Origin of the sequence: Belnapia rosea, from assembly GCF_900101615.1 — a bacterium.
Classification (GTDB): domain Bacteria; phylum Pseudomonadota; class Alphaproteobacteria; order Acetobacterales; family Acetobacteraceae; genus Belnapia; species Belnapia rosea.
The window spans coordinates 109,340-122,486 of sequence record NZ_FMZX01000005.1; the positions used below are offsets into that span (position 1 = coordinate 109,340).

7 protein-coding genes are annotated in these 13,147 nt (G+C 70.0%); 4 read left to right on the plus strand and 3 right to left on the minus strand.

Annotated features, from left to right (window positions below; genetic code table 11):
- Nucleotides 1-57: 57 nt before the first annotated feature.
- Nucleotides 58-1,189, minus strand: a protein-coding gene (gene prfB, locus BLR02_RS12275; RefSeq protein WP_143018114.1) for a peptide chain release factor 2 whose coding sequence is annotated in 2 segments (ribosomal slippage) — nt 58-1,119 and nt 1,121-1,189 — 1,131 coding nt in all. Because the reading frame shifts where the segments join, the coding sequence is not laid out codon by codon here.
- A gap of 156 nt (nt 1,190-1,345) precedes the next feature.
- On the opposite strand from prfB, the gene BLR02_RS12280 reads away from it, so the two are divergent.
- From BLR02_RS12280 to BLR02_RS12290, 3 genes are all read left to right on the plus strand, one after another.
- Nucleotides 1,346-2,908 (plus strand): DUF1800 domain-containing protein, encoded by a 1,563-nt coding sequence (locus BLR02_RS12280; RefSeq protein ID WP_176849537.1) that lies wholly within the window; start codon nt 1,346-1,348, stop codon nt 2,906-2,908.
- 11 nt (nt 2,909-2,919) lie between these two features.
- A complete protein-coding gene (locus BLR02_RS12285; RefSeq protein ID WP_090663402.1) occupies nt 2,920-4,131 on the plus strand; it encodes a DUF1501 domain-containing protein in 1,212 nt (403 codons plus the stop codon).
- 704 nt (nt 4,132-4,835) lie between these two features.
- Nucleotides 4,836-7,193, plus strand: a complete 2,358-nt coding sequence (locus BLR02_RS12290; RefSeq protein WP_176849538.1) for a PAS domain S-box protein — start codon at nt 4,836-4,838, stop codon at nt 7,191-7,193.
- Between the two features lie 58 nt (nt 7,194-7,251).
- Here BLR02_RS12290 and BLR02_RS12295 read toward each other — a convergent pair whose 3' ends face one another.
- A complete protein-coding gene (locus BLR02_RS12295; protein ID WP_245704750.1) occupies nt 7,252-8,877 on the minus strand; it encodes a flavin-containing monooxygenase in 1,626 nt (541 codons plus the stop codon).
- 452 nt (nt 8,878-9,329) lie between these two features.
- The gene (locus BLR02_RS28590) at nt 9,330-10,220 is read right to left on the minus strand and encodes a LysR family transcriptional regulator (RefSeq protein WP_176849539.1); all 891 of its coding nucleotides are present in this window, start codon (nt 10,218-10,220) and stop codon (nt 9,330-9,332) included.
- A 184-nt stretch (nt 10,221-10,404) separates the two neighbouring features.
- Between BLR02_RS28590 and BLR02_RS12310 the strand changes: the two genes are divergently transcribed.
- Nucleotides 10,405-13,137: a 2-oxoglutarate dehydrogenase E1 component gene (locus BLR02_RS12310; protein WP_176849540.1), complete on the plus strand. Its 2,733-nt coding sequence runs from the start codon at nt 10,405-10,407 to the stop codon at nt 13,135-13,137.
- The last annotated feature ends 10 nt before the right edge of the window (nt 13,138-13,147 follow it).

The following is a 13,147-nucleotide window of genomic DNA, read 5'->3' on the forward strand; positions in this document are numbered from 1 at the left end:
AACGGATCTCATCGCCGACGACCGTCAGGCTTACGTCCCGGGCCTGTGGCCCAGGGCTCAGCGTGCGGAGGCCGAGGCCTCCGACCGTGTCGCACCGACCCGCGAGGCCAGCGCCGCCGCCATGAACTCGTCGAGGTCGCCATCCAGCACGGCGGCCGGGTTGCCCTTCTCGACGCCTGTCCGGAGGTCCTTCACCAGCTGATAGGGCTGCAACACGTAGTTCCGGATCTGGTGGCCCCAGCCGATATCGGTCTTGCCGGCCTCGATACCGGCCGCCACCGCCTCGCGCTTGGACAGTTCCAGCTCATAGAGGCGCGCCTTCAGCATGTTCATGGCGATGGCGCGGTTCTTGTGCTGGCTGCGGTCCTGGGTGGAGGCTGCCACAATCCCGGTCGGGATATGGGTGAAGCGCACCCCGGATTCCGTCTTGTTCACGTGCTGGCCGCCGGCGCCCGAGGCCCGGAAGGTGTCAGTCTTGATGTCGGCCGGGTTGATATCGATCTCGATCTTGTCGTCCACGACCGGGTAGACATAGACGCTGGCGAAGCTGGTCTGCCGCTTGTCGTTGCCGCCGAAGGGGCTGATCCGCACCAGGCGGTGCACGCCCGTCTCGGTCTTCAGCCAGCCATAGGCGGCGGGGCCGGTGACCTGGAGGGTAGCCGACTTGATGCCGGCCTCTTCCCCATCCGACTGCTCGGTCAGCGCCACCTTGTAGCCATGCTGCTCGGCCCAGCGCTGGTACATGCGCAGCAGCATCTCAGCCCAGTCCTGCGCCTCGGTCCCGCCGGCGCCGGCATTGACCTCGATATAGGCATCGTTTTGGTCGGCCTCGCCGGAGAGCAGGCTCTCGATCTCGCGCCGCTTGGCCTCGGCGGCCAGCGCCTGGAGGTCGGCGACGGCGGCATCGGCCGTCGCCGCATCACCCTCCGCCTCGGCCAGCTCGACCAGCTCGATCGCGTCGCGCACGGCCTGTTCCAGCCGGGCCACGCCCTCGGTCTGGTCGGCGAGGCGGGAGCGTTCCCGCATCAGCTTGTTGGCGGCCTCGGCATCGTTCCACAGGCCGGGATCCTCGGCCTTGGCGTTCAGCTCATCGAGACGTCGGAGTGCGGCATCCCAGTCAAAGATGCCTCCTCAGCAGGGACACCGAAGCGGTGATCTGCTCGTTCAGGGATTCTGCATCGGCGCGCATTGCCGGGCGATAGGCCATGGCGGAGGCCCTGTCCAGAGTGCCCGGAGGGATACAGCACGCCACGGGAGTTCGCTCGACCTTGCGCATACCGATGGTATAGGATCAGGCGACCGGAAGCGCCCCGCTGGGGGCCGAGCATGGAGGGCATTCCCGGCCATGGCCGCCGTCACGCCGATCGACCTCGCCGGCGCCCACCGCATCCTGGCCCGCGCCGCCTATGGCGCCCGGCCGGGGGAGGCGGAGGCGCTCGCCCGCACCGGCCTCGCGGCCTGGCTCGACCGCCAGCTCGCCCTGCCCGCCCTGGAGCCGGCGGTGGAGGCCCGCATCGACGGGGTGCTGATCCCCATCCGCTACGCCGCGGGCCCGGGCGAGCAGATCACCGACGAGATCCGCCCGCCCGTTGCCCTGCGCCAGACCCAGGCGGAGCGCTGGCGGCTTGGCGAGTTCCGCCAGGGGGTGCGCATCCCCCCCGCCGAGCGCGAGCGGCCGCGCCTGGAGCTCAGCCTGGCGACCCTGCTGCGCAGGACGGCGGCCGAGGCGCAGCTCCGCGAGCGGCTGGTGGAGTTCTGGCACGACCATTTCAACGTTGCCTTCCAGGCCGATGGCCGGGTTGCCGCCTCCCTGCCCGACCATGACGGGCGCATCCGTGCCCATGCGCTCAGCTCCTTCCGCGCGCTGCTGGAGGCGATGGCGACCAGCCCGGCGATGCTGGTTTACCTGAACAACCAGAGCTCCCGCGCCGGCGCGCCGAACGAGAATTACGCCCGCGAGCTGCTGGAGCTGCATACGCTGGGACGCGCCGCCTATCGCGGCAGCGCCCGCACCGGTCGGGACGTGCCGCGGCTTCCCGATGGCAGGCCCGCCTTCTATGTCGATGCCGATGTCTGGGAGGCCGCCCGCGCGCTGACCGGCTGGAGCATCGCCTCCGGCCAGGCTTTCGACGGCGCCCGCGCCCTGCCGCGCACCGGCGAGTTCGCCTATGTCGCCCAGTGGCACGATCCCTACCAGAAGCACTTCCTCGGCCAGGACCTCGACCCCTTCGCCCCGGCCATGGCGCACGGGCGGGCAGTGCTGGACGCGCTGGCCGCCCATCCGGCGACGGCGCGCTTCCTCTGCACCAAGCTCGCCCGCTTCCTGCTGGGAGACCCGCCGCCGGCCAGCGCCATCACGCGCGCCGAGGCGGCCTGGACCCGGGGAATGGGGAAGGATGACCAGATCGCGCAGACGGTCCGGGCCCTTCTCGCCGGGCCCGAGATCCTCGCCCCCGCACCCTCCCGCACCCGTCGCCCGGTCGAGGCCGTGGCCGCCGCGGTCCGGGCGCTCGACATTCCCTTCGCGCCCAACACCGGGATCCTCGGCCAGCTTGCCAATGCCGGGCAGCTTCCCTTCGGCTGGGCCCCGCCGGATGGCCAGCCGCTGGAGGCGGAACCCTATCTCGGCGCCTCCGCGCTCCGCGCCCGCTGGGCCATGCTGCTCGGCCTGGCCCGCAACAGCGGCGGCATGGGATTCTCGCCCCTCTATGCCGAGCTCGCCCGCACGCCCGTGGAGGGCATCGTGCGGCGCCTCGGTGAGCTGGCCCTCGGCCCGGCCGGCGCCCCCGTGGCGGAGACGGTAGCCGGGATCTGGAGTGCCGCCGGCCGCAATGCCCGCCCGGTGCCGGGCGAGGTCGCCGAGCTTGCCGGCTGGGTGCTGAACGCACCGGCCTTCCAGACCGTCTGAGGAGAGAGGCCATGCCCATCCTGCTCGGCCGCCGCCATCTGCTCCGCGCCGGCCTTGGCGCTGCCCTGCTGCCCGGCCTGCGCAGCCTCGCCTTCGCCGAGCAGCCGGGTGCGCCGTTGCTCGTGCTGGTCAATCTCCGTGGCGGGATGGACGGGCTGCATGCGCTCTCGCCGGCGGATAGCGCCCATTTCGTCGATCTGCGGGCGGAGAACCTGCGCAGCCTCGCCACCGGCCCCCAGGCGGGACATCGCCTGGATGCCTCCCCGGCCGCTGACTTCCGCCTGCACCGGGAGGCCGGGCCGCTGGCCGAGATCTGGCAGGATGGCCGCATGGCGATCTGGCCGGCGGCCGGCGTGCCCCAGGCAACGCGCAGCCATTTCGAGGCCCAGGCGATGATGGGCCTCGGCCAGGGCCTGCGGGCCGAGGCGGGCGGCAGCACCGGATGGCTGGCCGCCTGGGCCGCCGGTGCGGCGCCGCCCGATGCCGCCATCGCCGCCATCTCCGCCCAGGGCGGTCTCGCCCCCGAATTGCGCGGCGCCCGGCACGGGCTTGCCGTCGCCGGACTGGGTGATGGGCTGGCACCGCCCGGCAGCGCCTTCGGCGATGCCATGCTGGAAGCCCTCTACCGCCGTGGCCAGGGCCCGGTGGCGGAGGCGGGGCGGGATGCGCTGGGCGGGCTCCGCAGCATCGACCGGCTGCTGCCGCGCAATGCGGAGGGCCGTCCGCTGCCCTATGCGCCCGCCGTCGGGGTGGATTACGGGCCCGGTCGCGAATTCGGCCGGGCGCTGGCCGTCATGGCGCAGACGGCGAAGCTCAACCCCGCACTGGTCGCCGCCACGGTCGATCTTGGTGGCTGGGACACGCATGAGGGTCAGCCCGGCCGCTTCGCCGACCGGATGCGGGTGCTGGCCCGCGGCCTCGGCGCCTTCGATGCCGACATGGCCGGGCTGCCGCGGCGCTGGACGGTGCTGGTGGCCAGCGAATTCGGCCGCCGCCTCCGCTCCAACCGCAGCAGCGGCACGGATCACGGCCGGGCCGGGGTGATCCTCGCCTTTGGCGGGCGCTTCGGCCTCGGCCGGCATTTCGGCGAATGGCCGGGCCTCGCGCCGGAGGCGCTGGACGAGGGCGTCGACCTCCGCGTCGCCAGCGACTACCGTGCGGTGTTCCGCACCGTCATCGCCGACCTCGCGCCCTCGGCGCCGCCGCCTTTTGCCCGAAGCTAGAGCGAACCCCGATCGGGCGGGATCACCTGATCGGGGCAATCTGCACCATCAATCAGCCAGCTAGGATGGGTTCCGTGAGCTGCCACGAACGAAAAATGCTTTCGGTAAGAACCCATACATCTTGATTGGCAATACTTACGGTTTCGCCTCCTGAACGGGTTTGGATGGCACGCTTGTTCTGGCTGTCGGATAGGGCTTGGGCTGCCATCGGGCCGGCCATGGGTAAGCTGATGGCGACGAGGCTCGTGGAAGCCGGGTATGGGGCGGCAGGATGATCGGATGGCGAAGCCGCGCTTGCCTCCTCGGCAGCGGCACGGAATTCGACAGTGTCGTTACCAATCCGGGACTTGACCATGCCTGCACTTGACGGAGGCGCCCTGCCCCGAGTGGCGCGGGCCTGTGGACCCGGGATGCCTGCGACCTCGACCACCGGCTACGCAGGCGATGCTGCACTGCCTGCCACCCGGCGGCCGTTGGTGGCGCTACGCGAGCCCGTCCGCACGGCGCAATTCGCGGGCCCAGGCGCGGCGTCGCTCCTTGCCGCAGCGGGCCACCTAGTGCGGGTCTTCTGATGCTCCTCAGTGATACATATGCCGCAACAGCTCTGTCACTGACGACGCTCTGCCATGAGAGACGAGCCGGAGCGGCGGAGCACCCATGAACGAGTGTTTGCCGCCCTGTGCAGGCATCTCCCGGGAGGCAGGATGAACGCGCCCACAACAGACGGCACCAACCGTCGTCCGCCTACAGGGAGTGACGGCCGCCCGATCGATGCGGCTGAGGCCGAGGCGGCGCGGCTGTCGATGCTACGGCGCTACGCGATCCTTGACACGCCGGCGGAGGCGGCCTTCGACCGGCTGGCAATGCTTGCCTGCGACCTCCTCGGGACGCCAATGGCGATGGTTTCGCTCATCGACGAGACCCGCCAGTGGTTCAAGGCCCGCATCGGCACAGACCTGCGCGAGGTGCCGCGCGAACTGGCCTTCTGCGACCATACCATCCGGGGCGGGCCGGACGAGGTGCTGGTCGTGCCCGACCTGAAAGCTGATCCACGCTTCGCTTCCAACCCGCTGGTCGCCGGGGACCCCTGCCTCCGCTTTTACGCTGGCGCACCGCTTGTCGGTCCGGGCGGGGAGGTGCTCGGGACCGTGAGCGTATTGTCCTCCGAGCCGCGCCCCGAGGGGCTGTCAGGGACGGAGACGCGCGGGCTTCGCAATTTGGCGGCGATGGCGACTGACGAGTTGGAGTTGCGCCTCCAGTCGCGCCTGTCCCGCGAGGCGGCGGTGCGTGCCGAGGCGGCGCGGGCCGCCGAGGAGCGGCTGCGCCGTGCCCAGGAGGCCGCCGGGGTCGTCGCCTTCGAGATTGCCGGCCGAGGCCGAACGGTCGTCGGCGTGGCCCCCCGGGGCGGCAGGCTGCGCCAGATCCTCGGACTGTCGCCCGGTGCACTTCTCAGTCTCCGCCACGTGCTGGCCGTGATGCACCCGGAGGATCGCCCTGCGCTGGTCGCCGAGGCACGCCGGCTGACCGCCGCGGGCGGGGAGTTCCGTCTCGAGTTCCGGATCAGGTCCGGGCTTTGGCTGCAGACGCGCGGCAAGGTCGAGGCCAGCAGGGGCGAGGACCGGATGCCGGTCTGGCGCGTCTCCGGGGCCGTTCACGACATCACGGAGCGCAAGGAGATGGAGCTGGCGCTGCGCGAGGCAGAGCTCCGCCAACGCACGCTCTTCGAGGCCGCGCCCTTCGGCGTTATCGTCATCGACCCTGCAACGCACCGCATCCTCGACGTCAACGGCCGCGTCTGCGCCGAGTACGGCTACACGCGCGAGGAGCTCCTCCGCCTCTCGATTGCCGACATCGACGCGCTCGGAGACTCTGAGGCCATCCGGGTCCGGGGCAGGATGCATGCCATCCGGCCTGGCACGCAGGAGGTCGAGGCGCGGCACCGGACCAAGTCCGGCGAAATCCGCGACGTGCTGGTCCGGGCGCAGGGCGTCGTGCTCGGCGGGCGGGACGTGACCTACGGCGCGCATATCGACATCACCGCCCGGAAGGCCGCCGAGGCAGCGCTGCGCGAGAGCGAGGCCGAGTTCCGGGCGGCGTTCGAGCAAGCCTCCGTGCCGATGTCGGAGGTGGACTGCGCCACGGGCTGTCTGCTCCGGGTCAACGCCGCCTATGCACGGCTCGTCGGCCGGCCAGTGGAGGAGATCGTGGGCCGGCCATTCTCCGACTTCGTGCATCCCGACGACCGGGCCGAGGACCTCGAGGAGTTCCAGCGTGTGTGCCGGGGCGAAGCGCCCGGGCACGAGGTGGCCAAGCGCTACGTGCGGCCCGACGGCTCGGTCCGATGGACCGAGCTGACCTCGGCTCCCGTATGCGACGACGCGGGGCGCATCGTGCGAACCGTGGCGATCGTTCAGGACGTGACGGAGCGCCGGGCGGCGGAGGAGCGCCAGGCCCTGCTGGTACGGGAGGTGGACCACCGGGCGAAGAACGTGCTGGCCGTGGTGCAGGCAGCGCTGCGGCTGACGCCGAAGGGCGACACGGAGGCCTATGCCAAGGCCGTCGAGGGCCGGGTGATGGCGCTTGCCCGAGCGCATACGCTGCTTGCGGCGGGACGCTGGACCGGTGCCAGGCTGCGCGTCCTGCTCGAGAGCGAATTGGCGGCCTTCCTCTCGGTCACGGAGACGAGCGCTGGAGGCGGCCAGCGGGCCGAGCTGCACGGCCCCGATATACTGCTCCCGCCCACCTCGGCGCAGGCGCTGTCGATTGCCCTGCATGAGCTTGCCACGAACGCCATCAAACACGGAGCGCTCTCGGCACCGGGAGGGCGGATCTCCGTGTCGTGGCGCATCGCGGGGGAGACCGACAGGGGAACGCTGTGGCTGCGGTGGAGTGAGGCCGGTGGGCCACCGGTCGCCGGGCAGCCGGAGCGCCGCGGGTTCGGCTCCCGGGTGATCGAGGCCACCATTCGGGACCAGCTCGGCGGCACGGTGCGCGCGGCCTGGGAACCCGGCGGGTTGATCTACGACCTGACCATGCCACTCGGGCATAAGCGAGGGGAATGAAGGGTGGGACGACCGGGAGGCGAGGCGGCCTTGCAGCTTTACGCCTCCCGTTGCGGGCTCATGCGCTTCGCACGAAGCCCGGATAGCCCGTTGCGGCGACCTCATCGCAGATGGAACGGTAGCGTGCCATGCCACCGGCATAGGGCATGAAGACGCGCGGCTTGCCTGGCACATTGGCACCGAGATACCAGGAGTGATGCGCCTGCGGCAGCAGGGTGGAACGCGCGGCATCGTTGACTTGCGTGACCCAGTCATCCATCGCGGCCTCCGTCGGCTCTATCCGTGCCAGGCCTTCGGCGCGCAGATGGGCGATGCAATCGGTGATCCATTCGACGTGCTGCTCGATGGCGACCGGCATGTTGCAGAGCACGGAAGGGCTGCCGGGCCCGGTGATGGTGAAGAGATTCGGGAAGCCTGCCACCTGCAAGCCCAGGTAGTTGCGCGGCCCGGCCTCCCAGGCCTCGGCCAAGGCCCGGCCGTCCCGGCCCTTGATGTTCATCCTGAGCAGCGGGCCGGTCATGGCGTCGAAGCCGGTGGCGAAGACGATGATGTCGAGTGGGTACTCCGCCTTCCCGGTGCGGATGCCGGAGGGCGTGATGCGCTCGATCGGCGCACGGCGTACATCGACAAGCGTGACGTTGGGGCGGTTGAAGGTTGCGAAATAGTCGCTGTCGATGGGCGGGCGCTTGGCGGCATAGGGATGGTCGATGTCAGCCAGCAACTCCGCGGTCGCCGGGTCCTTCACGATCTCGCGGATCTTGTTCTTCAGGAACTCCGCCGCGGTGTCGTTCGCCTCCTTGTCGATGAGGAGGTCACGGAAGGCGGCACGGAATTGCAGGCCGCCCTTGGCCCAGGCCGCCTCATAGATTGCCTGGCGCTGCTCGGCGGTCACGTCCCAGACTGAACGGTCCTCGATGACGAAGGGGTGGCCGTTGGGGGTTCCCTGCATGATGCCGCGAAGCTTGGCGTGGTTGCTCTTCACCCACTGCTTGAATTCCGGTGTCAGCGGCGCGTTGTGTGCCGGCACGCTGTAATTCGGCGTGCGCTGGAATACGGTGAGATGCGCCGCCGCCTCGGCGATGACCGGCGTCGCCTGGATTCCGGTGGAGCCGGTGCCAACAAGGCCGACGCGCTTCCCCTTGAAATCCACGCCGTCATGCGGCCATTGCCCGGTGTGGTACCAACGGCCTGCGAAATCAGGAAGACCGGGAATCGCCGGCACGTTCGCGGTCGAGAGGCAGCCCACGGCGGTGATGAGGAACTGCGCTGTCAGCGTCTCGCCGGCTTCGGTCGTCACCTCCCAGGATTTCGCCGCATCGTCATAGCACGCGCCCACGACGCGGGTGCCGAAGCGGATGTCGCGCTTCAGGTCGAAGCGGTCGGCGACATGGTTCAGGTAGCGCATGATCTCCGGCTGTTCCGGATAGCGCTCGGACCACTCCCACTCCTCGAACAGCTCCTTCGAGAAGGTATAGTTGTAGGAATGACTTTCGGAATCGCAGCGTGCCCCTGGATAGCGGTTCCAGTACCAGGTGCCACCCACGCCATCGCCCGCTTCCAGCACCTGGACATTCAACCCCAGCCGGTCCCGCAGGCACAGCAGCTGATACAGGCCGGAGAAGCCGGCGCCGATGATGAGCGCGTCGAAGGTCCGATTGGCCGGGGCGGGCATCATGTCGGGCATGAGGATCGATCCTCCTTGGATGGTCGGCTGAGGGTTTCCGTCAGGTCGTTTTCGGTAGAGATGGATCCAGGCCGGCTCAGGCCGCGGTCATGCGGCCATCGCTGCCAGCCCGGCATCATTCAAGTAGCCAGCGCCGTCGCAGGCAAGGACCACAATGCCTTCGGTAATGTCCATGGCCAAGCCGGGACAGCCCCACGGCCTCGAGCCCGAAACGAGTTTCCGCGCTGGTGCAGTGTCGTTGCTGCCGGTGCGGCGAGCGTGGGCGATGAACGGCGCCGATCGTCTGGATCAAACGCGTCGCTTCTCCTTCCACTGAAGTGGCCAAAGTCGGGCTCAGGTGAGGTCATGGCTCCAACAGGGCACCCCCGTTTTTTGGACCGATTAGCGGCTCCTGCTCCGCGTCATGCGCCGGGCGTCCTCGGCGGAGAGATTTTTCTTGCCGCTCAGCGTGCTTAGCCCTCCACCATCTCGGCCTTGAGCGCGTGGACGAGAAGGCGGACCGCGAGGCCGGGGGGCCGGTGGCGGTGAGAGGCGGCCACCACCTCGCGCTGGATCAGCGGATCAATGATGAGCCGGCAATGCACGATGCCCGCCTCCACCGCCTTCCGCACTGCCAGTTCGGGCAGGATGGTCGCGTAGGCGCTGCGGCTGACCAGGTCGAGCGTCATGTTGAGAGAGTCGATCTCGAAATCGGGCTGAAGGGCGAGGCCGGCCTCGCCCAGCCTCTGGTCGAGCAGCCGGCGCATCCCCTGCCGGGACGAGGGCAGCACGAGGCGAAAGCCGCCCAATTCCGCCGCCGTGACCTGGGGCGGCAGCCGCGGCTCGCCCGCTTCCACCCTGGTGACCAGGGCCAGCCGGTCCATGGAGAGCGGTATCGCCGGCACCGGCAGGCTCGGCCCGCCATTGACGATGGCAAGGTCAAGGCTGCCGGCCTGCAGCCGCTCCAGCAGATCATCGCTATAGGCCTCGATGACCGTGACACGGACGGCGGGGTAGTCCCGCGCATAGGCCAGAAGGGCCGGGGCCATCGTGCCGGCTGCGAGGGAGGGCATGAGCCCGAGCGTGACATGGCCGGTCACCAGGGTTCCCGCCTCGCGCAGCGCCTGGCCCGCGCCCTCGACGCCGGCAAGGATTGCCAGGCAATGCTTGTGGAACTCGCGTGCCCCCGCCGTGGGCTCGACGCCACGCGCGGTCCGCTGGAAGAGCTGGGTGTGGAATTCCTCCTCGAGCTTGCGGATCTGCATGCTGAGCGCGGGTTGCACGACCCCTAGCCGCTTGGCCGCCTTGGTGACGCTGCCCTCGTTGAACAGCGTGACGAAATAGCGGATCTGGCGAAGGTCCATCGGCGCCCGGTTGCGATGCTGCGGAATAGATGGACCGGCGGCCGGGAAAGCGCAAAGGAAGGGGCCAGATCCGTTGATGGCAGCCATCAGCGGGGCAGCACTTCCGGACGGCAGGCCAAGGGCGCATGAACGGGGCCGGGAGGGCGGCTTCGGCCGCTATAAGCAGAGGCATGGCTTCGAACCGATGAGCATCTCATCTGCCGGCGGCCGGATGGTCGCCGATATCTACCGCCAGTACGCCACCGATCCGTCGGCGCTGGATAACAGCTTCGGGGCGGTCTTCGAGGGGCTGGAGGGCGCCGAACTTGCTGCCGGCGCGCGCCCCGACCCGGAGGTTATGGACCCCTACCGCACCGCCCTGGTGCTGGGCCGGGTGATCGAGGGCTATCGCTGGCGCGGGCACCAGAATGCGCGGCTGGACCCGCTGGGTCTCGCCGAGCCGAAGCTCGATGCCGACCTGCAACTGGACCGCGAGCTGCTCCGCCTGGCCGATCAGCAGGTCGCCCCGGCCCTCGCCGGGACGCTGGGGCTGAAGCAGGGCACCGTGCCGCAGATCCTGGAGCGGCTCGACCGGATCTATTGCGGCACGATCGGCTTCGAATACATGCAGGTCCGCGACCCGGTGGCCCGCGAATGGCTGCGCCGCGCGATCGAGGCCGGGCCCGCCATGCCCGGGCGGGAGGCGCGGCGCGACGCTGCCCGGCAGCTCATCCGCGCGGACGAGCTGGAAGCCTTCATGCACCGCCGCTTCGTCGGCAAGAAGCGCTTCGGTGCCGAGGGCTGCGAATCCCTCATCTGCGCGCTCTGGGCGGTGCTTGCGCGCGGCGCGGCGCTTGGGGTGCGAAGCGTCGTCATGGGCGGGACCTCGCGGGCGCGGCTCAACCAGCTCGCCAATGTGGTCGGCAAGCCGCTGCACGCGATCTTCGCCGAGGTGAAGGGCCTGTCGCCGGTGCCGGAGGGCGTCCGGGCCTCGGGCGATGTCGCCTACCACCAGGGCTTCCGGGGCGAGCAGCAGGTCGGCGGCGTCACGGTCAGCATCGACTACACCGCCAACCCTTCGCATCTGGAGACCGTGGATGGCGTCGCCGCCGGCCGGCTCCGCGCCATGCAGGAGGCGCGGGGCGGGGCGGGCTGGCGCGAGGCGCTCGGCCTTGTCGTGCATACCGACGCGGCCTTCGCCGGCCAGGGCATCGTCGCCGAGGTCGCCCAGCTCAGCGCGCTGCGGCACTACTCGGTCGGCGGCACGATCCACGTCATCGTCAACAACCAGGTCGGCTTCACCACCGACCCGGCCGATGGCCGCAGCTCGGCCTATTGCTCCGATCTCGCGCGGGCCGTCGGCAGCCCGGTCTTCCATGTGAATGGCGACGATGTCGATGCGGTGATCCGGGTCGGCCAGCTTGCCGCCGAATACCGGCAGCGCTTCGGGCAGGACGCCATCATCGACCTCGTCTGCTACCGGCGCCGCGGCCATAACGAGATGGACGAGCCGAGCTTCACCCAGCCGCTCATGGCGGCGCGCATCGCCGGCCATCCCACCACGCGGCGCCTCTATCTCGACCGGCTCGCGGCCGAGGGCGCCGTGACGGCGGCCGAGGAACAGTCGATCACCGCGGCGGTGCAGCAGGAGATGAGCGACGCCTATGAAGCGGCTCAGTCCTATCGGCTGAACGCCATGCCGGAGGATGCCTGGGCGGCGAGCCCGGAGCGCTTCGCCGAGGAGACCGCCGGCCCCGAGATCCCGACCGGCATCGACCTTCCGCTGCTGCAGGCCCTCGGCACCGCGATCTCGACCGCGCCGCCCGGCATCGGGCTCAACCCCAAGGTCGAGCGGGTTTTCGCCGAACGCCTGGAGATGCTGGCCAGAAAGCGGGAGGTCGCCTGGGCCTTCGCCGAGGGGTTGGCGCTCGCCAGCCTGGCCTCGGAGGGCACCGCCATCCGCTTCAGCGGCCAGGACACGCCGCGCGGCGCCTTCTCGCAGCGGCATTTCGCCGTCCATGACGCGAGTAGCGGCGCCGGGGCGAGCATCTTCGCCAACCTGCCCTCTGGGAGCGCGGCCTGCACCGTCTTCGGCAGCCCGCTTTCGGAATACGCCACCCTCGGCTTCGAATACGGCTATTCGCTCGAGGCGCCCGGGACCCTGGTGCTGTGGGAGGCGCAATTCGGCGATTTCGCCAATGTCGCGCAGCCGGTCTTCGACCAGTTCATCGCCAGTGGCGAGGACAAGTGGCTGCAGCAATCCTCGCTGGTGACGCTGCTGCCACATGGCCTCGAAGGCCAGGGGGCCGAGCATTCCTCGGGCCGGATCGAGCGCTTCCTCCAGCTCTGCGCCGCCGGCAACATCATGGTCGCCAATGCGAGCACGCCGGCCAGCTACTTCCACCTGCTGCGCCGTCAGGCGAAGGGCCGGCGGCGGCCGCTGGTCGTCTTCACGCCGAAGTCGCTGCTGCGGCACCGCTTCGCCGTCTCGGGCCTCGCGGAATTCGGCCCTGGCACCGCCTTCCGCCCGGTGATCGGGCCGCAACCCGGCCAGCATCGCCGTCTGGTGCTGTGCAGCGGCAAGCTGTACTGGGAGCTGGAAGCGGCGCGGCAGGAGCGGAACCTCGCCGATGTCGGCCTGGTGCGGCTGGAGCAGCTCTATCCGTTCCCGGCCCGGGAGCTCGCGGCGATATTCCGCATGGCGCCCGGGGCGGAGATCCTCTGGTGCCAGGAGGAACCACGGAACATGGGCGCGTGGGACTTCGTCGACCGGCGGATCGAGGCGGTGATGCGTGCCAGCGGCTGCAGCGCGCCCTGGCCCGCCTGTATCGGCCGCCCGGCCAACCCTTCACCCGCACTCGGCACGGAGAAGCAGCACATGGCGGACCAGGCGAGACTGATCGAGGCCGCGCTCACCGGCCCCTCTCCGGCCCGATAAGGTCATGCCG

Coding starts and splice junctions, on each gene's coding strand:
- BLR02_RS12285 (WP_090663402.1), top strand. CDS start 2,920: ATGCCCATCCTGCTCGGCCGCCGCCATCTGCTCCGCGCCGGCCTTGGC.
- BLR02_RS12280 (WP_176849537.1), top strand. CDS start 1,346: ATGGCCGCCGTCACGCCGATCGACCTCGCCGGCGCCCACCGCATCCTG.
- BLR02_RS12295 (WP_245704750.1), bottom strand. CDS start 8,877: ATGCCCGACATGATGCCCGCCCCGGCCAATCGGACCTTCGACGCGCTC.
- BLR02_RS12290 (WP_176849538.1), top strand. CDS start 4,836: ATGAACGCGCCCACAACAGACGGCACCAACCGTCGTCCGCCTACAGGG.
- BLR02_RS12310 (WP_176849540.1), top strand. CDS start 10,405: ATGAGCATCTCATCTGCCGGCGGCCGGATGGTCGCCGATATCTACCGC.
- BLR02_RS28590 (WP_176849539.1), bottom strand. CDS start 10,220: ATGGACCTTCGCCAGATCCGCTATTTCGTCACGCTGTTCAACGAGGGC.